At 37.8% G+C, this 24,218-nt stretch carries 28 protein-coding genes; 4 read left to right on the forward strand and 24 right to left on the reverse strand.

From position 1 onward, the window contains the following. Positions 1-89 precede the first annotated feature (89 nt). From glyS to rpsU, 8 genes are all read right to left on the reverse strand, one after another. Positions 90-2,159, reverse strand: coding sequence for a glycine--tRNA ligase subunit beta (glyS, locus tag EKM78_RS00970; protein ID WP_125768060.1), 2,070 nt, complete (start codon positions 2,157-2,159; stop codon positions 90-92). Continuing rightward, complete coding sequence (gene glyQ / locus EKM78_RS00975) at positions 2,152-3,069, reverse strand: glycine--tRNA ligase subunit alpha (protein ID WP_125768062.1); 918 nt, start codon at positions 3,067-3,069, stop codon at positions 2,152-2,154. The genes glyS and glyQ overlap by 8 nt, the downstream gene beginning before the upstream one ends. 225 nt (positions 3,070-3,294) lie before the next feature. Continuing rightward, positions 3,295-4,023, reverse strand: coding sequence for a DNA repair protein RecO (recO, locus tag EKM78_RS00980; RefSeq protein WP_245994695.1), 729 nt, complete (start codon positions 4,021-4,023; stop codon positions 3,295-3,297). A gap of 29 nt (positions 4,024-4,052) precedes the next feature. Further along, positions 4,053-4,961 (reverse strand): GTPase Era, encoded by a 909-nt coding sequence (era, locus tag EKM78_RS00985; protein ID WP_125768065.1) that lies wholly within the window; start codon positions 4,959-4,961, stop codon positions 4,053-4,055. 1 nt (position 4,962) lies between these two features. Continuing rightward, a complete protein-coding gene (locus EKM78_RS00990; protein ID WP_125768067.1) occupies positions 4,963-5,367 on the reverse strand; it encodes a cytidine deaminase in 405 nt (134 codons plus the stop codon). 13 nt (positions 5,368-5,380) lie between these two features. Beyond that, positions 5,381-5,851, reverse strand: coding sequence for an rRNA maturation RNase YbeY (ybeY, locus tag EKM78_RS00995; RefSeq protein WP_125768069.1), 471 nt, complete (start codon positions 5,849-5,851; stop codon positions 5,381-5,383). A gap of 12 nt (positions 5,852-5,863) precedes the next feature. Continuing rightward, complete coding sequence (locus EKM78_RS01000; RefSeq protein ID WP_125768071.1) at positions 5,864-6,841, reverse strand: PhoH family protein; 978 nt, start codon at positions 6,839-6,841, stop codon at positions 5,864-5,866. A gap of 250 nt (positions 6,842-7,091) precedes the next feature. Continuing rightward, on the reverse strand, positions 7,092-7,274 hold the full coding sequence (gene rpsU, locus EKM78_RS01005) for a 30S ribosomal protein S21 (RefSeq protein WP_010623558.1): 183 nt from the start codon (positions 7,272-7,274) through the stop codon (positions 7,092-7,094). 120 nt (positions 7,275-7,394) lie between these two features. Between rpsU and EKM78_RS01010 the strand changes: the two genes are divergently transcribed. Beyond that, positions 7,395-8,216: a pyruvate, water dikinase regulatory protein gene (locus EKM78_RS01010; RefSeq protein WP_125768073.1), complete on the forward strand. Its 822-nt coding sequence runs from the start codon at positions 7,395-7,397 to the stop codon at positions 8,214-8,216. 117 nt (positions 8,217-8,333) lie between these two features. On the opposite strand, the gene EKM78_RS01015 is transcribed toward EKM78_RS01010, so the two are convergent. The 6 genes from EKM78_RS01015 to hisS form a co-directional block, all read right to left on the reverse strand. Then, entirely contained in the window at positions 8,334-9,233 is a 900-nt protein-coding gene (locus tag EKM78_RS01015) for a deoxyribonuclease IV (protein WP_125768075.1), read from the reverse strand. Positions 9,234-9,246: 13 nt separating this feature from the next. Continuing rightward, positions 9,247-10,125: a YitT family protein gene (locus EKM78_RS01020; RefSeq protein WP_125768077.1), complete on the reverse strand. Its 879-nt coding sequence runs from the start codon at positions 10,123-10,125 to the stop codon at positions 9,247-9,249. Between the two features lie 81 nt (positions 10,126-10,206). Further along, positions 10,207-10,725, reverse strand: coding sequence for a peptide-methionine (S)-S-oxide reductase MsrA (gene msrA / locus EKM78_RS01025; protein ID WP_125768079.1), 519 nt, complete (start codon positions 10,723-10,725; stop codon positions 10,207-10,209). Beyond that, positions 10,725-11,165, reverse strand: a complete 441-nt coding sequence (msrB, locus tag EKM78_RS01030) for a peptide-methionine (R)-S-oxide reductase MsrB (protein ID WP_125768081.1) — start codon at positions 11,163-11,165, stop codon at positions 10,725-10,727. The genes msrA and msrB overlap by 1 nt, the downstream gene beginning before the upstream one ends. A 184-nt stretch (positions 11,166-11,349) precedes the next feature. Beyond that, positions 11,350-13,122: an aspartate--tRNA ligase gene (gene aspS / locus EKM78_RS01035; protein WP_125768083.1), complete on the reverse strand. Its 1,773-nt coding sequence runs from the start codon at positions 13,120-13,122 to the stop codon at positions 11,350-11,352. Further along, entirely contained in the window at positions 13,122-14,393 is a 1,272-nt protein-coding gene (gene hisS / locus EKM78_RS01040; protein ID WP_125768085.1) for a histidine--tRNA ligase, read from the reverse strand. The genes aspS and hisS overlap by 1 nt, the downstream gene beginning before the upstream one ends. 538 nt (positions 14,394-14,931) lie before the next feature. Here hisS and EKM78_RS01045 point away from each other — a divergent pair. Further along, entirely contained in the window at positions 14,932-16,248 is a 1,317-nt protein-coding gene (locus EKM78_RS01045; protein WP_125768087.1) for an N-acetylmuramoyl-L-alanine amidase family protein, read from the forward strand. Positions 16,249-16,577: 329 nt separating this feature from the next. On the opposite strand, the gene EKM78_RS01050 is transcribed toward EKM78_RS01045, so the two are convergent. The 8 genes from EKM78_RS01050 to EKM78_RS01085 all read right to left on the reverse strand — a co-directional run bounded on the left by EKM78_RS01050 (position 16,578) and on the right by EKM78_RS01085 (position 22,746). Beyond that, positions 16,578-17,213: an HAD-IA family hydrolase gene (locus EKM78_RS01050; RefSeq protein ID WP_125768089.1), complete on the reverse strand. Its 636-nt coding sequence runs from the start codon at positions 17,211-17,213 to the stop codon at positions 16,578-16,580. Between the two features lies 1 nt (position 17,214). After that, on the reverse strand, positions 17,215-17,652 hold the full coding sequence (gene dtd / locus EKM78_RS01055; protein ID WP_125768091.1) for a D-aminoacyl-tRNA deacylase: 438 nt from the start codon (positions 17,650-17,652) through the stop codon (positions 17,215-17,217). Beyond that, positions 17,652-19,889 carry a RelA/SpoT family protein gene (locus tag EKM78_RS01060; RefSeq protein WP_425453517.1) on the reverse strand — a complete coding sequence of 746 codons (2,238 nt, stop codon included), beginning with the start codon at positions 19,887-19,889 and terminating at the stop codon, positions 17,652-17,654. The genes dtd and EKM78_RS01060 overlap by 1 nt, the downstream gene beginning before the upstream one ends. 96 nt (positions 19,890-19,985) lie before the next feature. Continuing rightward, entirely contained in the window at positions 19,986-20,318 is a 333-nt protein-coding gene (locus EKM78_RS01065) for a hypothetical protein (protein WP_125768093.1), read from the reverse strand. A 2-nt stretch (positions 20,319-20,320) separates the two neighbouring features. Further along, on the reverse strand, positions 20,321-21,070 hold the full coding sequence (locus EKM78_RS01070; RefSeq protein WP_125768095.1) for an RsmE family RNA methyltransferase: 750 nt from the start codon (positions 21,068-21,070) through the stop codon (positions 20,321-20,323). Then, entirely contained in the window at positions 21,051-22,016 is a 966-nt protein-coding gene (gene prmA, locus EKM78_RS01075) for a 50S ribosomal protein L11 methyltransferase (protein ID WP_125768097.1), read from the reverse strand. Before prmA ends, EKM78_RS01070 begins: the two co-directional genes overlap by 20 nt. 69 nt (positions 22,017-22,085) lie before the next feature. Beyond that, a complete protein-coding gene (locus EKM78_RS01080) occupies positions 22,086-22,487 on the reverse strand; it encodes a hypothetical protein (RefSeq protein ID WP_125768099.1) in 402 nt (133 codons plus the stop codon). A 79-nt stretch (positions 22,488-22,566) separates the two neighbouring features. Then, positions 22,567-22,746: a hypothetical protein gene (locus EKM78_RS01085; RefSeq protein ID WP_125768101.1), complete on the reverse strand. Its 180-nt coding sequence runs from the start codon at positions 22,744-22,746 to the stop codon at positions 22,567-22,569. A gap of 181 nt (positions 22,747-22,927) precedes the next feature. Between EKM78_RS01085 and EKM78_RS01090 the strand changes: the two genes are divergently transcribed. Then, positions 22,928-23,437 carry a YbaK/EbsC family protein gene (locus tag EKM78_RS01090; protein ID WP_125768103.1) on the forward strand — a complete coding sequence of 170 codons (510 nt, stop codon included), beginning with the start codon at positions 22,928-22,930 and terminating at the stop codon, positions 23,435-23,437. Positions 23,438-23,485: 48 nt separating this feature from the next. Here EKM78_RS01090 and EKM78_RS01095 read toward each other — a convergent pair whose 3' ends face one another. Further along, positions 23,486-23,689: a hypothetical protein gene (locus tag EKM78_RS01095; protein ID WP_125768105.1), complete on the reverse strand. Its 204-nt coding sequence runs from the start codon at positions 23,687-23,689 to the stop codon at positions 23,486-23,488. Positions 23,690-23,841: 152 nt separating this feature from the next. On the opposite strand from EKM78_RS01095, the gene EKM78_RS12365 reads away from it, so the two are divergent. Next, positions 23,842-23,979 (forward strand): hypothetical protein, encoded by a 138-nt coding sequence (locus EKM78_RS12365; protein ID WP_164507111.1) that lies wholly within the window; start codon positions 23,842-23,844, stop codon positions 23,977-23,979. A gap of 28 nt (positions 23,980-24,007) precedes the next feature. Here the strand turns inward: EKM78_RS12365 and EKM78_RS12370 are convergent, their stop codons facing one another. Then, positions 24,008-24,172, reverse strand: coding sequence for a hypothetical protein (locus EKM78_RS12370; RefSeq protein WP_164507123.1), 165 nt, complete (start codon positions 24,170-24,172; stop codon positions 24,008-24,010). Positions 24,173-24,218 lie beyond the last annotated feature (46 nt).

The following is a 24,218-nucleotide window of genomic DNA, read 5'->3' on the forward strand; positions in this document are numbered from 1 at the left end:
GCCAAAACGCATCACCCCCTCAACGAATTAATGTAAAAACAGTGAATTACAATATATCATCTTTTGGATATTATTGCAAGGTCGAATCTCTACTTAATTACAATTTTAGACAAATCTCCTAATTTTGCAATTAAATTGTTTGTAATTACTAATTGAGTCAAGCGATTGTTTTTGATCTTCTCATCTTTATCCATGATCATGTTTTCTTCAAAGTAATCGTTGATCGAATCTTTCAATGTTGCCAATTGTTGGAACAGCTTTTCAGCATCGTCTGATTGTTTTTGATAAATATCAGTTACGGCATCATTCAAAACTTTTTCAGATGGATGTTCAAACAATGACTCATCCATTTGTAAATCATCTGAATATTTAATGCCTGCTTTTTGAGCCAAGTTGACGACACGACTCAATGCTTCAACAACAACCTTGAAATCAGCATCGGCAACGTGATTTTGAAGTACTTGAGCTGTATTGATCATTGAAACAGGATCGAAGATACGACCATCTGTCACGGCATCAATAATGTCATTGCGAATGGCCTTTGTATTTAAGAATTGACGGATACGGTCAATAATAAATCCATCCAGATCCTTTTCGTTAGCATTAAGATCCAAAGTTTCTGGAACGTTCAAATTCTTGATCAAGTAAGCTTGAAGATCATTTAAGTTCAACTCCCAGCCTTCGTGATCTAAAATCCGTACGATCCCGTAAGCTTGACGTCTCAAAGCGTATGGGTCATTGGATCCACTTGGGATCAAACCAACAGCGAAGAATGTGATCAATGAATCTAATTTATCAGCTACGGCTAAAGTTGCTCCAACTTTAGTATCTGGCAATTCGCCTTCTGAAGAAACTGGCATGTAATGTTCTCTGATAGCGCGAGCCACACCATCGGTTTCTCCCATGATACTGGAGTATTTTTCACCCATGACACCTTGTAGTTCAGGGAATTCATCAACCATATTAGTTACTAGGTCAAATTTATAAATATCGCTAGCCCGTAATAAATCGGTTTTGTCAGTAGCTGATAAATTAAAGACTGATGCTAAATAGTCAGCAATTTGATGAACTCGTTGCATCTTCTCATACATCGTTCCGATTTTAACGTGGAAGTTAACTGTCTTTAATTTTTCAACGTAGTCAGCAATTGTCTTCTTTTGATCTTCTTTAAAGAAGAAGTCGGCATCTTCAAGACGAGCAACTAGGACTTTTTCGTTACCTTGAATAACGTTCTCAATGAATTCTGAGTTACCGTTACGAACAGAAATAAAATCTGGAGCTAACTTACCGTCTTTTTGGCGAACGTCGAAATATCTTTGGTTATCCTTCATCGAAGTAATCAAAACTTCTTCGGGGATCTCTAAGTATTTCTTGTCAAATTTGCCGTGGAAGGTTGTTGGGAATTCAACTAAATTATTAACTTCTTCCAGCAAGTCCTCATCCACATCGACAACCCAATTGTTATCCTGAGCGATCGTTGCAATTTGATCTCTAATTATATCTTTTCTTTCTTTAGCGTCAACAATAACGAATTGACTACGAAGATCTTCAACATAGTCTCGAACGTTTTTGATCTCAGCTGTCTTACCTAGGAAACGATGACCACGACTCTTGCGTCCAGCTTCAACATCTAAAACTTTCATGGGAACAACTTCATCATCCAATAATGAAACGATCCAATGGATCGGACGAATGTATTCAAAATCATAACTATCCCAGCGCATTCTAGTTGGGAAAGTCAATGATGTGATGACATCAGCGATTTCTTTGAGGATCTCGGTAACATCTTTCCCAGTTTCATGCTTTTGAATATATGCATATTCTGTACCTTTGAGATCTTCAAAGAAAATATCATCAGCGCTCATGCCTTGACCACGGGCAAATCCTTGAGCAGCTTTGGTCCAGTTGCCATCGTCATCTTGGGCGATCTGCTTTGATGGTCCCTTGGCTTTCACATCAATATCCGTTTGTTTGTCAGCGATATCTTTTACTAAAACGGATAATCTTCTTGGTGTCGAGTATTTTTCGATTTTAGAGAAAGAAATACGATTGTCTTTTAAAAATGCGGCAGTTTTCTTAGCTAATTGATCGATACTAGGAGTTACCACGTGAGCTGGCATTTCTTCTAGTCCAATTTCTAATAAGTAATTTTTAGTCATTTGCTTTCTCCTTTGCGTCTTTAGCATTTTTGCTGGCTAACAATGGGAAACCAAGTTTCTCACGCTCTGCAACAAAGGCAGCAGCCACTTTATGAGCCATTCTTCTGATACGTGATAAATAGGCAGCTCTTTCAGTAACAGAAATGGCACCTCGTGCATCTAGTAAATTGAAAGTGTGGGAACACTTCAAGATGTAATCATAAGCTGGATGAACCAAACCTAGATCCATCAAACGATTAGCTTCTTTTTCATAATCATTAAATGCTTGGAACAACATATCTTGATTACTTTCTTCAAATGAATATTTAGAATGTTCGTATTCAGGTTCTTTGAAAATATCACCATATAAAACGCCGTCGCCCCATTCAAGGTCATATACCGAATTAACATCTTGGATGTATTCAGCTAAACGTTCAACACCGTATGTGATCTCACTAGTAACTGGGTGACATTGAAGTCCACCGACTTGTTGGAAGTATGTAAATTGAGTAACTTCCATTCCATCAAGCCAAACTTCCCAACCAACACCGGCACAACCCATTGAAGGGTTTTCCCAGTTATCTTCAACAAAGCGGATATCATGTTCTAGTGGTTCAATTCCTAAAGCACGAAGAGAATCTAAGTAATATTCTTGAATATTTTCTGGAGCTGGCTTCATAACTAGTTGAAATTGATGATGTTGGTATAGACGGTTAGGATTTTCACCATAACGTCCATCAGCTGGTCTTCTTGAAGGCTCCACATAGGCAGCGTTCCAAGGTTCAGGTCCAATAGCACGCAAGAACGTATAAGGACTCATAGTACCAGCACCCTTTTCTGTATCATAGGCTTGCATTAACATACAGCCTTTTTCACCCCAAAAGCGTTGAAGTGTCAAAATCATGTTTTGAATATTAAGCTTCTTTGTCATAGTTTCTCCCTCCAGATAGAAAGCGACAAAAAAATCGCCTCTTGCAAACATAAATTTATGTTGCAAGGGACGATTTCTCGCGGTTCCACCCTTATTCAGAACCGAAGTTCTGCTCTTTTATATTATTAGTTTAAAGAAGTACGCCATTAAAATTGTGGCTTTCACTATTCCACATCGCTGTTTACATAAATATAATGATAGTCACTTTTAAACCACTTGTCAACGCTACAAATGCCAACTATGCATCTTATCGATAAATGATTTACTCTTGGGATAATAACCCACTGATCCTAAATAAATTGCGTCGATAGCTTTTTGTATCAATTGCTTGTTCTCTGACTTTAACTCCACGCTATGTACTTGATCTAAACTGATTTGACTAAACAACCTTAAAAAATACAAAGTCTGTGGTTGTAAATGCAGTCGATTAGGATCATTACCGAAGTGTTTGGAACACAATAAACCACCAAGGACGACGGAAAAATCAAATTTACCTTCTGTCTCGCCACCTACGACACATTGGTGCATATTAGGTTCGACACCAAAAATCTTTAACAGGTGCATTTGGATAATGTTTACGATTATCTGAGCATCAAAACCATTGTCGATATAGCGCAGGCTTTTAAAGACTGTTGTATACCAAGCAAGCGGTACTTTATCTTCCATAAAAGCATTGTGAACTAGATCAAATAAAAAAGTCGCATAGGCGTTTAATTCGATATCTAAAATAATTTGTTCAAATTGCTTAATATTGCTAGCTGAATTCAGATAAGACAAACCGTCTTTTCGTACAACGCCCGTGTAATCTCCGTAAGAAAAAGGGATCACTGCTCCTGAGATCTTTGACTTGCCATTTTGAGTCGCACGAACCAAAAAAGTTCTGAAGCCATATTCTTTTGTCAAAATTGTGACTAACGCATCATGTTCTCGATATCGTTGTCGTTTAACCACCATGCCAAAAAAATTACTAGTTTTACGATTCATTACTTGAGGTCCTTTAAGGAGTACCCTGCTTTCGAAAGGAATAACGGATCATCGCGCCAATTCTTCTTGACCTTGACCCAAAGCTTCAAATTGATCTTTTCCCCAAGCAAATGTTCGATCTTGATCCGTGAACCGATCCCGATATTCTTCAACATACTGCCACCTTTACCGATGACAATGGCTTTTTGACTATCACGTTCAACATAAATTGTTGCTTCAACTTGCAATTTACCACGCTCATTGCGTTGATTCATCGATTCAACAATGACAGCCACTGAATGAGGAATCTCATCACGAGTGTCATCCAGGATCTTCTCTCTTATCAATTCACCAACTATGAAATACTCTGGATGATCAGTGATTTGGTCTACATCGTAATACTTAGGTCCTAACGGTAAATGCTTAGTCAATGAATCGATTAGATCCTCAACATTATTACCATTAGTTGCAGAGATCGGTATGACTTCCGCAAAGTCAATTAGATCTTTGTATTCATCGATTTGGGGTGCCATCTCATCAGGATTGATCAAATCGATCTTGTTCAAGATCAAAAAGACAGGTGCTTTAACATTGGCCAATTCTTCGATGATGAATTTATCACCAGGTCCAGCCTTTTGACCAGCTTCAGTCATGAATAAGACTGCATCAACTTCTTTTAAGGCTGACAAAGCTGCTTTATCCATATATTGATCTAAATCATTATGTGGCTTATGGATCCCGGGTGTATCTAAAAAGACGATTTGTCTTTGGTCATCAGTATAGATACCCTGGATCTTATTTCGAGTTGTTTGAGCTTTTGGCGACGTGATTGCCACTTGTTCTTTGATGATCCGATTCATAAATGTCGATTTACCAACGTTTGGACGACCAACGATCGCTACGAATCCTGAACGAAAATTATTATCCATATTATTTATCCATGTCCTTATCACTAAATGCTAATGGCAAAATTTCTTTGAAAGTATATTCTTTGAAGTTATTATCTTTATCGGCCAAATAAACTTGACTATTTGGTCCCATAAATTCACTCATTACTTGTCGACAAGCCCCACAAGGCTTGGACATCTCTGAAGTCTTATTGACAATGATAATTGTCTTAATTGACTTATGTCCTTCAGAAACTGCTTTAAAAATGGCCGTTCTCTCAGCACAATTAGTCAGTCCATATGAAGCGTTCTCGATGTTACAACCAGTGTAGATCTCATCATCTTCAGTAACTATAGCTGCTCCAACTGAATAATGAGAATATGGTGCATAAGCTTGATCCATTGCTACAGTAGCTTTAGCAAATAACGTTTTTTCATCAATTGTCAATTTTACTTACCTCTTATTTTTTTAAGCCGTAGGCGCTTAGTATCTTTTCTTGTAATCCGATCATGACCTTTTCGTCTTCAGGTTCGATGTGGTCATAACCATTTAAATGCAAAATCCCGTGGACGATCGTATATCCTAGTTCCCGATCAAATGAATGTTCATATTCATCGGCATGTTCCTTAACTATTTCAACACTAATAAATAAGTCTCCCAAATCAACTGGTAAATCGGGGATTTGTTGTTCTAAATAATCAAGAGAATCCTCACCATCATTGATGGCAAAACTAATCACGTCAGTTGCACGATCAACATCACGATATTTCTTATTGATCTCGTGAATCTCATTCTTTGTTACAAAATGGATCGACAACTGTGTATTGTCGGCCAATTCAAGATCAGTTGCTGCAAAATCGGCCAAATCTTCGACCCACTTTTGCCGAGCTTCACCAATTAAATTATCATCATTAAATATTTCTAGATCCATAGCTTACTCCGTTTATTTTTCTTTTGAGTCTGTATCCTCATATGCATCGATAATTTCAGCGACTACTGGGTGTCTTACAACGTCAGCAGAAGTAAAGTTCACAAATTCGATGTGTGGTAAATTTTGTAAAATCTTTTCAGCCTGAACTAAGCCACTGCGGCCATGTCCAGGGATGTCGATCTGGGTAGCGTCACCATTGACGATCATCTTTGAGTCAAAGCCCAAACGAGTTAAGAACATCTTCATTTGTTCTCGAGTAGTATTCTGAGCCTCATCCAAAATAACAAATGATTCATCCAAAGTCCGACCTCTCATATAAGCTAATGGTGCCACTTCGATCACACCACGTTCTAAGAGACGATTAGTGTGATCGGCACCCATAATGGCATAAAGAGCATCATAAATTGGTCTTAAATAAGGATCGACTTTTTCTTTTAAATCTCCAGGCAAGAAACCAAGACTTTCACCAGCCTCAACTGCTGGACGGGTCAAAACGATCCGTTGCACTCGGCCAGCTTTCAAAGCAGCAACAGCCATTACCACTGCAACATACGTTTTACCAGTACCAGCAGGCCCAATACCGAAAGTAATATCGTTATGACGAATAGCGTTGACATATTGCCTTTGACCAAAATTTCTCACTCGGACCGGCTTACCACTAAAGTCTTTGATCAATTCCTCTTTGTAAAGATCATCAAAATAGTCCAGAGTTCCTATCTCTGCCATTTTCAAACCACTGACGATGTCGGCTGAACCAAAAGTTATTCCAGTGTTAGACAGCTTAATTAGCTTACTGATAAGAGAATTAGCTTTGCTAACATCGCTGCCGTTGCCGACAATATCGATTTGATCACCAAAAGCATGGACCTTAACATTCAGTCCTTCTTCGATCAAATTTAAGTTACCATCATTAACGCCAAAAATATTGATCGCATCTTGCGGATCATTAATCTGAATTGTTTTCTTAGTTTGTTGCTCATTTTCAGTCAATAAATCACACCCCTGTCGTTACTTTGAATGATACCATAACGTTGGTAAAAACTTGTAGGAAAAGAAAAAGAACACTGTCAAAATAGCAGTATTCTTCAAAAAAAATTAGAAAATACAATTATTGTATATTATAGAAAATTTTCACACACTGATGGAAATTATCAAATCATTTCAAGGTTCAACTATCAATCAGCCAGTGATTTGAAAAAAGTCCATCAAAAAAACCATACCCAATGGATATGGTTTATTATTAACGACGCTTCTTGTTACGCTTACGAGCAGCCTCGGATTTTAACTTTCTCTTAACACTTGGTTTTTCGTAGAATTCGCGTTTTCTGTATTCTTGAAGTGTACCACTCTTTGAGACAGAACGTTTAAAGCGACGAAGAGCATCATCAAGCGACTCATTTTCATGAACGATAGTTTTTGCCATATGATATCCCTCCTTCCGATATTGAACGTAACTGCCTATTTCTTTCACAGTTCATATGTTATTATAACAAAAAGAGCTTAATGTTCAAACTATTTTTTCATTTTTTTAGGAGGAGCTTTCATGACAAAAGAACAAAATGTCTTTATTTTATCCGATGCCGCCGGTGAAACCGCTGAAAAAGTGGCACAAGCAGCATTCTCACAGTTCCCAGAACTAGATACTAGCTTCACGAAATTTCCCTTTGTTAAAAATGATTCCACACTAGAACACATTCTAGATATGGCTAAAGAAAAAGATGCAGTCATTGTTCACACAATTGTATCAAAAGCTACGATCCATACGATCGAAGACTTCTGTCAGAAAAATAATATCACATATTACGACGTAATAAACCCAATAATTGGAACTTTTTCACAATTAACGGGAATTGACCCCGTGAGAAAGAAAGGTCTGACACATAGTCTTGACACACAATATTTCGATATGATCTCAGCAATGGAGTTTACCTTAAATAATGATGATGGGCAAAATCCAAAGGGGTTCTTGGAAGCAGATCTTGTTTTACTGGGCATCTCCAGAACATCGAAGACTCCCCTGTCACTTTATTTAGCAAACAAAGGATTAAAAGTTGCTAATATGCCACTAGTACCGCAAGCTCAGATCCCTAAAGAACTATGGAAGGTCGATTCCAATAAAGTGATCGGCTTAACGACTGACATGAACGTTCTTTTAAAGATCAGACGTCAACGGATGATTGCCTATGGATTAGACCCAAACAATATGTATTCTGCAAAAGACGAGATCGAAAAAGAACTCCAATTTTCAAATAATATTTATGATAAGATCGGCTGTTATGTGATTAATACTGCTGATCGTTCAATCGAGGAAACTGCGGCATTGATTATGGAACAACTTAATTTTAATGGATTTCATAAAAGCTAGCCTCGGGCTGGCTTTTTTCATACAAATATTTTTGATCTTAATACGTAAAAACAGCTAACGTTATCGCACTGCGATTTGAACGTTAGCTGTTTTTATTTGAAATATATGATTTCACGCTTAGATACTGTTGATTAGCTTCTTTTTCATTTCAGGATCAAATGTTTCGCTTCTCAGCATATCGATTTCTTCTTTAAATGCGGGCACGCCTTTTTTGTCATTTTCATCTTTCTTGACGTATGGCGTTTCCATGATCTTAGGAACTTGTTCTAGTTGTGGATGATGTGCCACGTAATTTAAAGCGTCGAATCCGATCGTACCAAAGCCGATGTCATCGTGACGATCTTTGTGTGAACCTCGTTCGTTCTTGGAGTCATTCAGATGCACGACTGAAATTTTGTCGATTCCTAAAATGTGATCAAATTCGTTTAAGACACCGTCAAAATCATTTTTGATGTCATATCCTGCATCACTCATATGACACGTATCGATCGTTACTGATAACTTGTCGTTTTTTTGACAGTGATCAAATATTTGAGCTATTTGTTCAAAGGTTATTCCGACTTCAGTACCCTTTCCAGCCATAGTCTCAATGGCAATACTAACATTTTGTTGCTCATCGATGATCTCATCCATTGCTTCAGCAATTTGCTTTAATGCGACATCTGGACCTTTGCCCAGGTGCGCACCTGGATGAAAACTTAACGCTTGAATGCCCAAAGCATCGCAACGTTTGATCTCACCTTGCATGAATTCAATTCCAAATTGGAGATTTTGTGGCTTAACGGTATTGCCAAGATTGATGATATAAGGTGCATGACCAATGATGTTATTGATCCCATACTCTTCTAGTAATTTCTTACCTTCTTCGATCCTCATCTCAGAAGTGTCTTTACGACGAGTATTTTGTGAAGCTCCAGTAAAAATCATCATTGCATTAGCTCCATAACTGTGAGCTTCTTGCGCTGATCCAACTAACATTTTTGGTGCCTTCATGGCAACATGTGACCCAATTATCATTCTTGACCCTCCATTAATAAATGTGTTTCTGATAAAACCTACCCAATACCTTAACAGTATCCGTAACACTGACGAAAGCATGTGGATCTGATTCATACATCGCATTTTCTAATTCATGCTGTTCAGCTCGGGAAATAACAGTGAACAAGATCGTCTTTTGTTGATGCTTATAAGCACCTTCCGCATCGTGAACGATAGTGATCCCACGACGCATCTCATTTTGAATCTCAGTGATAACAGATTTAGGTTTAGACGTAACGATCATCACTTGTAGCTTTTGATCCTTGTTATAGATCATATCGATTACTTGTCCGTTAATAAAAATACTTACCGCACTATATAGCGCATGGACCCAGCCGAATAAAAATCCCGCAAAAGCAATGATCATTAAATTAAACATAATATTGATCGTACCAACACTTTTACCCGTTTTCCTTCTTAGTACGATCCCGATGATATCAATACCACCAGTTGAGATTCCGTTACGCAGAGCCATTCCGGTACCAAATCCATTGACCACCGCACCAAAGATCGCACAGACCAAAGGGTCTGCCGTGATCTCCAAAGGCGGGATCCAGTGCATCATGAACGATGATAAAATGACTGCTACAAACGTAAACATGGTAAATTTGTGTTCGATCTTCGTCCAAGCTAATACAAACAGTGGTGCGTTTAATACAACTAGCATAATAGCCGTTGAAATATGAAATGGGAACCACCGCTCAGTAATAGTTGAGACCAACTGAGCAGCACCAGTAATACCAGAACCATAAATTCCACCTGGTGTCCAAAACATATTAACGGCTATTGATACGGTAATAGAATAAAGAAAAGCAACTGATAATTTCGATAAGCTTTGATGTCTTTCAATCAACTTATCCAGTTCATCCATGAAAAATTCTCCTAGTTATTTGTTCATTAATATATACGTTGTAATCTTACCACAAATACTAGTGAATACTCACGGAATACGTTACTTTTGATGTTTTTGAATATAAGCTGCGCGTCCACCCATTTCTTCCATTTCAAATCTCTCAGGATTCTTCTTGTAGAAGTCTTGGTGATAATCTTCAGCTACATAAAATTCTTTGGCTGGCAAGATCTGAGTAACGATCGGATCGTCAAACTCACCTGACTCAGCTAATTGTTTCTTTGAAGCTTCTGCAATTTGTTTCTGTTCATCATTCGCGTAATAAATCACAGGACGATAACTATCGCCACGATCTTGGAATTGCCCCGTAGCATCAGTTGGATCAGCTACCATCCAATAAATTTCAACTAATTCTTTGTATGAAATAATGTCAGCATCGTAAGTGATCTTAACTGCTTCAGTATGTCCAGTAGTTTCAGAACAAACTTGTTCATAAGTAGGATTAGGAACGTGTCCACCAGTATATCCAGAAATAACCGAGATAATACCAGGTTGTTGATCAAATGGATGGACCATGCACCAGAAACATCCACCAGCAAAAATTGCAGTTTCTTCCTTCATTATTTGTCCCCCTCATCAACGAACTTCTTGTAGTCGCCATAGCCTTTTGCATCCATCTCATCATATGGGATAAATTTCAAAGCTGCTGAATTGATACAATATCTCAATCCACCTTGATCTTGTGGCCCATCAGTAAAGACATGTCCCAAATGCGAATTAGCTGATCCACTACGGACTTCAGTTCTTTCGATACCAATTGAAGTATCACGATTTTCTTGTAACTTAGCAATTGGCTGACTGAATGAAGGCCATCCACATCCAGCATCGTATTTCTTTGCTGATGAAAATAGTGGTTCACCACTTGCAATGTCTACGTAAATACCTTTTTGATAAAAATCATCGTATTCCCCACTAAAAGGCTTCTCTGTAGCTGCGTGTTGAGTAACCATATACTCCATTTCGTTTAGATCCTCTGTGTTCTTCTTGTATGCGTCTGCCAATAAAATCACTCCTTTGTATATAAAATAGTATAAACAACCACATATCGTTTACTAATATTTTGCTCATAAATTTTTAAAAAAATTCAAGCAATTGTTTGCAAAAAAACATTATGGCGGGATATATTCTAAGAATATTTTTGAGTAAAAAAAGCATCCTAGATTATTTCCAGGATGCTTCTAATTATTATTTATCTTTATCGGCTACTTCAATACCAAGTTCTTGCAATTGCTCGTCAGATACCCGAGCAGGCGCATGTGTCATTGGTTCAGTAGCATTTGAATTCTTAGGGAATGAAATTACGTCACGAATATTGTCTTTACCGGACAACAACATAGCGAAACGATCAAGACCAATTGCTAAACCACCATGTGGTGGGCAACCAAATGTCAAGGCATCCAGTAAGTAACCAAATTCAGCATTAGCTCTTTCAGGCGTGAAATCAAGTGCTTTGAGCATCTTTTCTTGGATGTCACGGTTGTGGATACGGATCGATCCACCACCTAATTCATAGCCATTTAAGACAATATCATAACTTTGAGCGTAAGCCTTATGTGGATCTTCACCATCATCGAGATAGTGAACGTCTTCTTCATTTGGCATAGTAAATGGATGGTGAGCAGCTGTCCATCTTTGAATACCTTCGTCATATTCAAAGAGTGGCCAATTTACGACCCAGCAATAAGCAAATTCATTTTCATCGTACAAATGCAAATCTTTAGCGATATCAGTTCTTAACCAACCTAAAGCATCGGCGACAACTTTCTTGCGATCAGCTACGAATAAGACTAAATCATTATTCTCAAGACCTAATCTCTTCACTAAATCATCTTCATGAGAAGTAATGAATTTAGCAACCGGACCTGTCAACTTGTCATCATTATATTTGACCCAAGCAAGACCCTTAGCGCCAAAACGTTTGATGTATTCAGTATAAGCATCGATATTCTTACGTGAATATTTGTCCGCATTATTCTTAACAACGATAGCTTTGACTTGACCACCGTTATCAATGGCACCTTTGAATACTTTGAATTCTGAATCGGCAAAAATATCATTTAAGTTTTGTAATTCCATACCAAAACGGATATCTGGTTTATCTGAACCAAAGCGATCCATGGCATCATCCCATTGTATCCGTGGGAATGGCAATTTAACGTCGATACCTTTTTCATCCTTCATAACACGAGCAATCAAGCCTTCAGTGACATCTTGGATCTCTTCAGCTGACATGAAACTAGTTTCAATATCGATCTGTGTAAATTCTGGTTGACGATCACCACGAAGGTCTTCATCACGGAAGCAGTGAGCTAATTGGAAGTAACGATCAAATCCTCCGACCATCAACAATTGCTTAAACAATTGTGGTGATTGAGGCAAAGCATAAAAACTTCCTGGGTAAACACGTGATGGAACTAAGTAATCACGAGCACCTTCAGGAGATGACTTTCCTAAGTTAGGCGTTTCAATATCGATAAAGCCGTTGTCATACAAGTACTCGTTAACTGAGTGCTTGATTTGAGCTCTAGTTCTAAGTGCTTTTTGCATCACAGGACGACGAAAATCTAAGTAACGATACTTTAATTTAGTCTCTTCAGTTGTATCAATGTCGTCAGCAATTTCAAAAGGAGGTGTTTTTGACTTATTCAAAATCTCAAGCTTGTCAACTAAAACTTCGACCTTCCCCGTCTTCATATCGGGGTTGATAGCTTTTTCACCACGCAATTGAACTTTACCAATAGCGTTGATGACATATTCTGATCTAAGTGTTTCAGCTTGCTTGAAGATCTCGCCTTCATCGTTATTAAAAACTAATTGAACGATTCCTTTGTAATCACGAAGGTCAACGAAAATAAGTCCACCTAGATCACGACGACGTTGGACCCATCCATCAAGAGATACGGTTTGACCAACATATTTTTCATCAATATTTCCGCAATAGTCTGTGCGTTTTTGCATTATTTTTCCTCGATTCCTTTCAGTTCTGCAGCTAAATTTGCTAAAGATACGGGATGTTCTTCACCAGTTGCCATATTCTTAACATTGGCAGTATCATTTTCCAACTCATTGTCACCAATGGTTACTGTGTATTTGGCATTTAGATTATTAGCGGATTTGAATTGAGCCTTTGTTTTACGACTCAAATAATCCTTATCGGCTGAAAATCCAGCTGCACGTAATCCAGCCAAAATCTTTACGGAAGCTTTTTCAGCTTTTTCACCAATAGTAACTAAATATACATCTAAGTCAGTCGTGAGATCTAATTGGTCGTCGATCAGCAACAATAGTCTTTCAACACCTAGACCAAATCCGATACCAGGAGTTTCGGGACCACCTAATTCTTCAACTAGGCCGTTGTAACGGCCACCAGCTAGAACGGTGATTTCTTTATTATTAAAAGCCGGATCTGTCACCATGAACTCAAAAATTGTGTGATTGTAATAATCAAGTCCACGAACCATAGTTGGGTCAACTTCATAATTAATATCTAAATCATCCAACAGTGACTTCAAGTATTCGAAGCGCTTTGATGAAGCATCATTTAAATAGTCCAAGATCGATGGAGCATCTTTAACGATTTCTTTGTCGTTCTTGTCTTTACTATCTAGAATACGAAGCGGATTCTTTTCCAAACGGATTTTGGAGTCATCACTAAGTTGATCCTTAAAGGGCGTAAAATAATCGACCAAAGCTTGATGATAGTTAGCACGAGATTCTGGATCACCTAAAGTGTTGATCGCAACTTTTAAATTCTTGATACCAAGCTCATTTAAAAAGGCCAGTCCCATTGTGATGATTTCAACATCTAATTCTGGTGAATCGGAACCGAATGCTTCCACACCGATTTGATGGAATTGACGTTGACGACCTGATTGTGGACGTTCATATCTAAACATTGGCCCTTTGTACCAGACTTTATATGGTTTCACATGCTCTGGACCATAAAGTTTGTTTTCGACGTAAGCACGAACCACACCAGCCGTTCCTTCCGGTCTTAATGCTAAATGACGATCGCCCTTATCTTTGAAATCATACATTTCCTTAGAAACAATATCGGATGTATCACCTGATGATCTTTCAAACACCTCATATGATTCGAAAATTGGTGTACGGATCTCGGAAAAACGATAACGGTCAAAAACATTCTTTGCAACATTTTCAACGTATTGCCACTTGCTAGATTCACCTGGCAAAATATCCATAGTACCTTTCGGCTTTTGATAACGCATATTCTATACCCCTTTAAAAAAATTAGAGAGTGCAAGGAGATGGTCAGCTGCTGAGGATTAACGGACTATCAGCACTAGAGTGCTGCTTGCAGCGCTCGCTGATAGTTTGTTAACCGGAGGCCGCTTTCTCCTGGAACTCGTTTCAAACAAAAAAGCATCCTCGTCAAAACGACAAGGGTGCTTTCATGGCACGGTACCACCTAGTTTATTTCTACAGTTAACGCCTGCCAAACGTTTGTGTTTCGTCACGAAGACATTTACTGCCTGATCTCAGCATACAGGCTCTCTGTGAAGTAAATCGGTTTGATTAAATAATATAGTTCTAAATTAATCAAAAATGATACAATTGTCAAGTTTCTTTCATTGTCTTGGAGCTTTTTTTGAAACATTGCAATGAATATTAGTAAATTTATTTTCAAAATAATCAAATTTTCTATAAATATTCTTTATTCTGCGCCAAAAGACTAGATTTTTTAGTAATATATAAAGTATGAGGAAAAGTAACCTATTTTTGCGAGTCAAAAAAGGAATGTTTTTTATGAAAAAGATACTTCAAAAAGTTCTTACATTTTTACGCAAATATAAAATAATTGTCGCTCTTGCCTTTTTATTGGCTATTTCGAGTGTCTCAACTGTTGCGCTCGCCAATGCCAATTCCGTAGTCGTCAAATCCGATTCTGTCAATGTCCGAATTGGGCCCGGATTATCTTATGCCAATATGGGACAAGTGAAAAAAGGTGACAAACTATCGATCATTAGTGAAAAGAACAAATGGTATGAAGTGCGGCTTGCTGGCGACAAAATCGGCTGGGTAGCTAGCTGGCTTTTGGACAATACTACTGTGAGTTCGACTGCTAATAAAGTAGGCCTTATCAAAGTACAAAACACGACCGTTTTCAAAAACGCTGATGCATCCAGTGATGTGTTAGGAACTGTTTCCCAATCACAAAAAGTTTCGATCATGTATCAAGAAAGCGATTGGACACAGATACTCTACAAAGGGACTGCTGGTTGGGTCAAAACTGAATTTATTGAAGGTACACAAGAAACGTCAGGACCCGATAGTGCTCACAACTCAAACAACAAAGATGGTGTCAAAACAGTTACCGTCACACAACCAAGTACTAAGTTAAGGATCGAACCAAATTCCAATGGTCGAATCGTTAAAACCGTCAATGTTGGTAAGAATTTCGATTACCTGGGCAAAGATGGCAAATGGTATAAAGTTCGTGATAGCGATGGCTCAGTCGGCTACGTCGCTAGCTGGGTCGTAACTGTGTCTGGAACTAAGAATCCTGTAAAATCTGCTGCAACTAATATTTCTGAATCGACCATCATCATCGACCCTGGGCATGGTGGCGATGATACTGGTGCTATTTCAAGCAAAAAGACTTACGAAAAGAACTTCACACTTGAATATGCCCAAGCCATCAAAAAAGAATTAGAAAAGACAGGTGCCAGAGTTATTTTGACTAGAAATGGCGATGATACTAAATCACTTGGTGAAAGAGCTCGTCAATCAAGCAAAATCGAAGCCGATGCCTTTATCAGTCTCCATTTTGATTCAACATCGTCGTCAAGCCCAGGTTCTGGGATCACGACTTACTATTATCAAAAGAACAAAGATGGAAAGTTGGCCAAAGATATCAATGCCCAACTAAAAGGCGTTCAAATCAAGAATCGTGGAACGCAAGAAAAAGACCTCTACGTCCTTCATTACAACAGTCAACCTTCTGTCTTAATAGAATTAGGTTATATCAATTCAAAATCAGATTATAAACACATCACTTCTCAAAAATACAAAACACAAATAGCTAAAGCCGTAACCGCCGGCCTCAAAAACTACTTTCAATAGCGAGCAAAAGCAATGGTCAACTGTTGAAGATCAACGCAGGTAGTTGCACAAAGTATTGTGAAGCAATGCCTCCACTTGTGTTAACCGGCGGATTCTGTGTAGCGGGTCTCGTTTTCACATTCTTAAAAATAAAAAGTGCTACCCAATTTGTTGCAGTATTTGCAACGATCAAAATTGGATAGCACTTTTTTTATCGTAATAATGTTTCACTATTGTTTATCATTCAAATACTTCTAATTTCTGAAATGTGGAATTTCAAAGATTCAAAATCAGTAGCATCTAAAAAAAGCTTCCCGTGTTAATTCGGGAAGCTTTTATGCATTCATAATTTAAACTAAATCACAAATTTCTTTCAAATCACTAACAGTTTTATCTTGACCAAAATCACTCTGTTTATCAGAATACAGCACGGTAGATGCACCGACAGAATCGCCAAAATCGATATCGATTTTCCGATCACCAATAACCAATAAATCTTTAGGTGCAACATGATGTTTATTCATCAAATATTCTAGCATATTAGGATCAGGCTTGCGTGTGAAGTTATCTTCAACACTTACAATTTCATCAAAATATTGTGCGATCTTTAAAGCCTTAGCGATTTCAAAAATCGATTGATCACGATGAGTGATCACAAACTGCTGAATGCCCTTTTCCTGCAATGCTTTTAAAGTCTTCAAAGCATGCGGCATCAAAACAATATCGTCTTGGTGTTCATGCTCAATAAACTTGTAATCATGATAAAACGTCTTTACGTTTGCTTCAACGTTGTCTTTGGTACTTTCATCGGCAGAAAATAGTTCCTGAACATAATTTCTGATCGAAGTTTTCTTAATATCTTTAAAAATAGTATCTCGAGAAATATCGATTTGAAAATTGTCCTTTAATGACTGCTGAACAGCGGTGACCATTCCCGGATAACTGTTGGCCAAAGTTCCATCAAAGTCCCATACAATACTTGTCATATTATCGCTCCATGATGATGGTAACCGGACCATCATTAGTCAAATCAATTTGCATGTCAGCTCCAAATTCACCAGTAGCTACTTCTAGATCATGCTTTACCAATTCTTGATTGAATTGTTGATATTTCTGTTTTGATTCTGCAAAATTACCTGCTCCAGTGAAACTGGGCCGATTTCCATGCTTAGTATCAGCATACAAGGTAAATTGTGAAATTGACAATATTTTGCCATGAACATCTTTGATCGATAAGTTCATCTTGTCGTCAGAATTGGAAAAAATCCGCATGTTAGCAATCTTTCTGGCCATATATTCAATTGTTTCATCTGTGTCTTCATCTGCAAAACCAACCAGCAAACAAAATCCTTGATCGATCTGACCAAGCACTTCATTGTCAACTGAAACTTTTGCTTTTGAGACACGTTGGATAACTACTTTCATTATTCAATCGTCCTCTTCACTTGATAAACATCAGGAACGCTGTTTAGTTTCGAAATGATCTTATCAAGATGTTCTTTATTATTGACTCCGACCGAAACGTGGATGATCGCCATCTTATCACGGTCCAGACTTCCGTTAACATTATTCAATGCATTGGTAGTTGAATTGATCACCTGAAGCACATCATTCAACAGTCCATTGCGATTAAAGCCATAGATGTCTAACTCAGCAATGTAGCGTTTGTCAGAAGTAACGTTTTCCCAACTTACGTCGATAAATCGTTTTCTAGCCTCTTCACTTTGGACGTTTGGACAATCAGCACGATGGATCGTTAATCCCCGCCCCTTGGTGATATATCCGACAATGTCATCTCCAGGGATCGGGTTACAGCATTTTGCTAAGCGGATCAACAAATTGTCGATCCCTTCAACAGAAATACTATTATTAGCATTGCTTCGTTCTTTTTGGATCTTGTTTTGAACGTGCTCATTGGGAGCTTTACGTTCTTTGTTATCATCCTCTGTGATAACTTTTTCTTCAAGTTCCTTACGTTCGTACTCTTTTTTGTTTTCTGGATCTTCATTGATCAATTTGTGGACGACGTTAAGTGGTGACAATTCACCGTATCCGACAGCATTAAAAAGTTCATCTTCATCAGTATAATTGAATCTCTCGACAACTTTTTCGATGTGAGTTTTGTCTAAGAATTTTTTAGCAGATAATGATTGACTCTTTAATTCGGCTTCGATCAATTCATGACCAAGTTGAATATTCTCTTCCCGGTCCTTGATCCTGAAGTAACGTCTGATTTTATTTCGTGCTCTAGTCGTATAGACTAGCTTGACCCAATCTCGACTAGGCTTAGCGTTAGATGAAGTCAGCATTTCAACGATATCGCCATTTTTTAGCTGATAATTCAATGGTACCATCCGGCCGTTGACTTTAGCACCAACAGAATGGCTACCTACTTCCGTGTGAACTTGATAAGCAAAGTCTAGTGGTACAGAGCCTTTGGGCAATTCGATAACCTCGCCTCGAGGCGTGAAAACGTAAACCCGATCGTTAAAAATCTCCCCTTTGACTGACTTCATAAAGTCAGCAGCATTATCGGAATTTTCTTGTAGTTCCAAAATCTCACGGAAGACATCGATTTTTTGTTCATCAGAATCTAAGTGAACTCCCTTAAAGTTACCTTCTTTATACGCCCAGTGAGCGGCAACACCATATTCTGCCACATCATGCATGGCATAAGTTCTGATCTGTACTTCGAGTGGCTGTCCTCCAGGGCCGATAATTGTCGTGTGTAATGACTGATAGCCATTCGTCTTTGGTACCGCAATATAATCTTTGAATCTACCAGGGATCGGTTTCCACTTAGAATGGATCGATCCTAAGACGGCATAACAATCTTTAACAGTATCGACGACGATCCGAATTGCTAAGAGATCATACAATTCCGAGAACTGCTTGTGTTTGTCGCGCATCTTTTTGTAAATGGAGTAAATGTGTTTCGGACGCCCGTATATCTCATATTTAATGTGAAGTGAATCAACGCTAGTTTTGATGTACTTGATAGCTTCCGCAATATAGCCTTCACGTTGTTCACGCTTACTATTCATCAAATGAACGATCCGATAGTATTGTTGTGGATTGATATATTGAAGAGATAGATCCTCTAATTCCCACTTGATCTTACTAATACCTAACCGGTCAGCCAGTGGTGCATAGATCTCAAGGGTTTCATTAGCGATCCGACGCTGTTTATCAGGACGTAACGCCTTTAAAGTCCGCATGTTGTGCAGTCTATCTGCCAACTTGACCATAATGACACGCAAGTCTTTCGCTGTGGCGATCAACATCTTTCGATGATTCTCTGCCAATAATTCTTGATGAGAACGATATTTGTATTTACTGATTTTCGTAACTCCATCAACGATCGTAGCTACTTGATCTCCAAAAAGCTCTTTGACATCGCCCAAAGTGACATTCGTATCCTCGACCACATCGTGCAAATATCCTGCTGCAACCGTATATGGGTCCATATGTAGTGATGCTAGAATTTGAGCAACCTGTGTTGGATGGATAATGTACGGTTCCCCTGTAGCACGTTTTTGTTCTTTATGAACATAGGCCGCAAAATTGTATGCTTTATTCACAAAATCTACGTGCTCATCATTCATATATTGACGACAAATATCGAGCACCTCATCAGGAGTATAATCTTTTCTTTTTTTCACCCTGATCGCTCCCTTTTCCTAACATAAAAAGCACTCACAGAGTGCTTTTTCGGCTTATTAATTATTATCGTGTATAAGTAGTTAAAATTCAATTAATTATTCATCAAATAAGAAATAAATCAAAACACTTAAGATTAAATAGATCCCCGCTAAAAAATATCCATAGCGGCCATACTTCACAAAGACGCTGATGACAAAAATGACTGGAAAAATCACCAGGTTGTAAAATGACAGTGCATATTTTTTTGAAAACCAGCCAATAAAACCGGCAAACAAAATATTAATAATAAAAAATAAAAAGATTATCCGATTACTTTTCCCTAAGTGGAACAAGTTAAATAAGATCGGCATAATGAAGACCAAAATTACTGAGATCAGTGCAATGTAGGTCGTTTTTGATTTTTTGATTTCCGTCCAAAGATTTTTCAATTTTATTCCTCATTCATTTGTAATTCATAACTATAGGATATCACTGATAATAGGTACATTGGCGCAGTTTCGGCCCGCAAGATCCGAGGACCTAAGCCAACCGATAAATAGCCAGCATTCATTAACTGGTCAGCTTCATCAGCAGAGATCCCTCCTTCTGGACCAAAAACACCGATGATCGATCGATGCGATTTCGAAAGTGACTTAGCTAGTTGACTGATTTCACCCTGCTTGGCTGATTCCTCATAAGCTAAAAGTTTCAAGTCGTTATTGGCAGTCAGAAGTTGCTCAAATTTCTTGAAGTATTCCACTTTAGGAATAACCCGTCTTTTTGATTGTTGGGCAGCATTTTTTGCTATCTCATTTAAACGTGCCAATTTCTTCTCAACGACATTATCTTTCCAATTCATGATCGAATAACGCGAGTTGAAGAAAATGATCTTTGAAGCACCCAATTCAGTTGCTTTTTGGGTGATCCACTCGATCTTATCTTTTTTTGACAAAGAACAAGCAATCGTCACTTCTACCGGCAGCTCGGTCGAAGGAAGATCACTCTTTGAGATGGCGAATGTCGCTGACTTATTGTCTATTTGAACTAGCTTAGCCTCAAACAATTGACTAGTGGGATCTACGAAATAAATTATGTCACCTATTTGATGTCTCAACACCGTAATTATATGACGAAATTGTTCTTTGTCATCTAATAGGAATTCAGGTGCTGAAATTGCTGTATTAACGAAGTATTGCTCCATTTTGTTCCTCGATATCTTTTTTACGTTTACAGATCAAGGTCGACCAACCTTTCAAATGAAAAGCTTCAATAACATCAAAGCCATGTTCTTTCATCGATCCAGTGATCTGTGCTTCTTTTTCATTGATGATACCTGATAAAATTACAAAACCATTAGGATTCAAATGTGATTCAATATCAGGAATGAAGTCCATAATAATATTTGCCAAGATATTAGCTACGATAACATCAACTTTGCCATCAACGCCATCTAACAGCGAATTTTCGTAGACCGGAATATCTTTACAATCATTGTTCAACTGTAAATTCATCTTGGCTGCCGCTACGGCTTCAGGATCTAGATCAAACGCTGTTATATCCTTGACACCTAATTTCCGAGCCTGGATCGACAAAATACCCGAACCAGTCCCCACATCATACAACGACTCGGCGTCGCCCAAAATCATTTCTAGAGCTTGCATACAAGTAAAAGTCGTTGGATGAGTACCAGTTCCAAACGACTTGCCTGGATCCATAATAATTGTTTGCTCGTTATTTTGTGTTTGATAATCGACCCACTGTGGGACAACTGTCAAATAACGACTAATATGGATCGGATGATAATATTCCTTCCAATTGTTCTCCCAATCGGCATCATCCAAAGTTGAAGTTTTGACCGCTACTTGGCTGACATCAAAGCCGAAGTCGCTCAGCTTGGCGATTTCTTTCTTCAAATTTGAAACGATCTCTTGGGAAAAATCATCCTCGCTAAAATAAGCGTTGATCGTCACCTGCTCTAGTTGTTGATGTTCAGGATAGATCTCACCATATTTACCTGGTTCATCTGCTGACGGCGTATTGTTATCAATGATCTCTGTTCCTGATGCGCCAACTTTCATCAGAACATCAGAAATTATTTCTTCATTGAAGTCATTCGGTGCTTCGACGCTAATCTTTATCCACTTCATTAAATCACTCCATAATCATCTATAAGAGTACTAAATTTTCATGATAAAAAAAAGACGTTAAACAACGTCTTAACTAATATTATGATCAATAATTTGTACAAAAGCGCGACCTGAGTCACTGATCTTTTGTTGAGCTAGTTGCATTTTAGAGCGATCCAACTGGTTATTCTTAGTGTCGAGACACTTCAAAGATTCAACTAATTCAATAAAATATAAATTTAACTTCTCTTCAAATAAAGTATTTGTCAATTGTTCTTTTTCCAGAAAGGAGGAACAATGTACCCCATAAATCTTCAGGTTCAATAAGAAGTTGTTAATTAATCGATCGTATGTCTCATATTTCAATGCTTCACCACGATCGATCAGATCCATAGTCTTAAAGAACTCTTGAAAGACAGTATTGTAGGTTAAAAATCTCTCTAAAAAGTCGTTTCGATGTAAAATAGCGGTTCTTCCAGTTGTAATTGCCATAATTACTCCTCTCCAAATCGTTTAGTATATTTTATCACGAACCACTCTTATAATAAATATTATTTTCTGCTAATAATATTTATTGTTTATTTTTACTCTCTGTATTACCTGTAGCTTGGACACGCCTTGATTTATCATTCTTAAATAATCGCTGTGCCTGACTGAGCTTTTGAGGACTCTTCTTTATCTCTTGTGAGATCTTGCTAAAATCGTTATCAGCAGGATCTTGTGCTTCTTTTTTGCGACTAAAAAGTCCCATGATATCTCGTCCTTTCGTCTTACGTTTTTCTATTATATAACAGTGTTTTCAAAAATGCTGAAAATTTATTTAAGAAATAACGCTATTTTCAAAAGCAACAGTCGCACATTATTTTTCAGTTTTGTTATTATATTAATGATGAGTTTCAATAATTAAATTATGAAAATACTTGGTGAATCGAATGAGCAAAAAGAAAAAAGTAACAAAAACCCTCGTGGAAAAAATCCTTGATAAAGAAAAAGTCGACTACGTCCCCATCACCTTTGCAACTCAAGCAGATGGCGATACTCAAGAATTAGTCACTGATAATAGCGTTCGCGATGGCATTAAAATCTACAAAACTTTAGTCTTGACGGGTAATAAAACTGGACCAATTGTTGGAATGGTGCCTTTAGACAAACATATCAGTTACAAGAAATTAGCAAAACTGTCTGGTAATAAAAAAGTGGGAATGGTTCCACTAAAAGATTTAGTTAAGACTAGTGGTTTTGAGCACGGAGCTAATAGTCCTGTCGGCATTCACTCGCTGCACAATTACCCAATTTATTTTGACAACGAAGCTGACAAATCTGAAAAGATCATCGTATCCGCCGGAAAAATTGGCTATTCAGTTATTATCGAACCACACGATCTAGCTAAAGCAGTCAATGCTAAATTTGGTGACTTTGCCGTCGCTGAACCTGAGAAATAATCCAGGACACTTAAAAAGCAATGCTTGAACAAGCATTGCTTTCATTGTTTAATTTACCTTTTTACGTCCCTCTGGCGTGTAGCGAGCTTTTTGACGTGCCAGTCGGTTTCTTTTATAGAGATAATAAATGACGCCAGCAATGATCAAGACCGCGATCACTGGAAATACGACATGAATAAACACGAATAACAAAACTGCTGCAACAGCAATAATCAATACCCATTTAATTAGTCTTAAAAATGTATCGAGCAATTAAGATTCTCCTTTTATATTATATTGAATATATCATGATTGATTTTTTTATCAAAGTCAAGAAATAAAGGTTGCATTTTGATAAAAATTCTTGTATAGTAGTCAACAGTCGCTACCTCTTAGTAACACGGAACATAAAGGAAGTGTGAATATTGATGAAATACAGAATTCTTTTAGACATGAAAGATCAATTATTCACAGCAGTAGATGTGGAAGATTCCAGTATTTATGGTAACGGTACTACCATTGAACAAGCAATCTCTAACTTAAAACATAAACAAGCTGCATAATAAAAGAGCATCCCAAACTGGGAATGCTCTATTTTTTTTGGTCAGCAGTAGCTGATATAACTATTAACATCAATCCGATACCAGCATAGATCAAAGAGCTTTGATCAGAAAACCATTTGAAGATAAACCCTAGTAGACCTACTACTATTAGTATAATGCCGATCCACTTATCTATTTTCATTAATAAATTCATTCAAATATCACCACAATTCTTAATAATGTTGATTAAGCCTGAAAGC

Origin of the sequence: Companilactobacillus furfuricola (assembly GCF_003946325.1) — a bacterium.
Classification (GTDB): Bacteria; Bacillota; Bacilli; order Lactobacillales; family Lactobacillaceae; genus Companilactobacillus; species Companilactobacillus furfuricola.

Excerpts from the sequence above, each read along its gene's own strand:
- glyS (WP_125768060.1), bottom strand. The coding sequence starts at position 2,159 with ATGACTAAAAATTACTTATTAGAAATTGGACTAGAAGAAATGCCAGCT.
- glyQ (WP_125768062.1), bottom strand. The coding sequence starts at position 3,069 with ATGACAAAGAAGCTTAATATTCAAAACATGATTTTGACACTTCAACGC.
- recO (WP_245994695.1), bottom strand. The coding sequence starts at position 4,023 with ATGGTGGTTAAACGACAACGATATCGAGAACATGATGCGTTAGTCACA.
- era (WP_125768065.1), bottom strand. The coding sequence starts at position 4,961 with ATGGATAATAATTTTCGTTCAGGATTCGTAGCGATCGTTGGTCGTCCA.
- ybeY (WP_125768069.1), bottom strand. The coding sequence starts at position 5,851 with ATGGATCTAGAAATATTTAATGATGATAATTTAATTGGTGAAGCTCGG.
- rpsU (WP_010623558.1), bottom strand. The coding sequence starts at position 7,274 with ATGGCAAAAACTATCGTTCATGAAAATGAGTCGCTTGATGATGCTCTT.
- EKM78_RS01010 (WP_125768073.1), top strand. The coding sequence starts at position 7,395 with ATGACAAAAGAACAAAATGTCTTTATTTTATCCGATGCCGCCGGTGAA.
- EKM78_RS01015 (WP_125768075.1), bottom strand. The coding sequence starts at position 9,233 with ATGATAATTGGGTCACATGTTGCCATGAAGGCACCAAAAATGTTAGTT.
- EKM78_RS01020 (WP_125768077.1), bottom strand. The coding sequence starts at position 10,125 with ATGGATGAACTGGATAAGTTGATTGAAAGACATCAAAGCTTATCGAAA.
- msrA (WP_125768079.1), bottom strand. The coding sequence starts at position 10,725 with ATGAAGGAAGAAACTGCAATTTTTGCTGGTGGATGTTTCTGGTGCATG.
- aspS (WP_125768083.1), bottom strand. The coding sequence starts at position 13,122 with ATGCAAAAACGCACAGACTATTGCGGAAATATTGATGAAAAATATGTT.
- hisS (WP_125768085.1), bottom strand. The coding sequence starts at position 14,393 with ATGCGTTATCAAAAGCCGAAAGGTACTATGGATATTTTGCCAGGTGAA.
- EKM78_RS01045 (WP_125768087.1), top strand. The coding sequence starts at position 14,932 with ATGAAAAAGATACTTCAAAAAGTTCTTACATTTTTACGCAAATATAAA.
- EKM78_RS01050 (WP_125768089.1), bottom strand. The coding sequence starts at position 17,213 with ATGACAAGTATTGTATGGGACTTTGATGGAACTTTGGCCAACAGTTAT.
- dtd (WP_125768091.1), bottom strand. The coding sequence starts at position 17,652 with ATGAAAGTAGTTATCCAACGTGTCTCAAAAGCAAAAGTTTCAGTTGAC.
- EKM78_RS01070 (WP_125768095.1), bottom strand. The coding sequence starts at position 21,070 with ATGGAGCAATACTTCGTTAATACAGCAATTTCAGCACCTGAATTCCTA.
- prmA (WP_125768097.1), bottom strand. The coding sequence starts at position 22,016 with ATGAAGTGGATAAAGATTAGCGTCGAAGCACCGAATGACTTCAATGAA.
- EKM78_RS01080 (WP_125768099.1), bottom strand. The coding sequence starts at position 22,487 with ATGGCAATTACAACTGGAAGAACCGCTATTTTACATCGAAACGACTTT.
- EKM78_RS01085 (WP_125768101.1), bottom strand. The coding sequence starts at position 22,746 with ATGGGACTTTTTAGTCGCAAAAAAGAAGCACAAGATCCTGCTGATAAC.
- EKM78_RS01090 (WP_125768103.1), top strand. The coding sequence starts at position 22,928 with ATGAGCAAAAAGAAAAAAGTAACAAAAACCCTCGTGGAAAAAATCCTT.
- EKM78_RS12370 (WP_164507123.1), bottom strand. The coding sequence starts at position 24,172 with ATGAATTTATTAATGAAAATAGATAAGTGGATCGGCATTATACTAATA.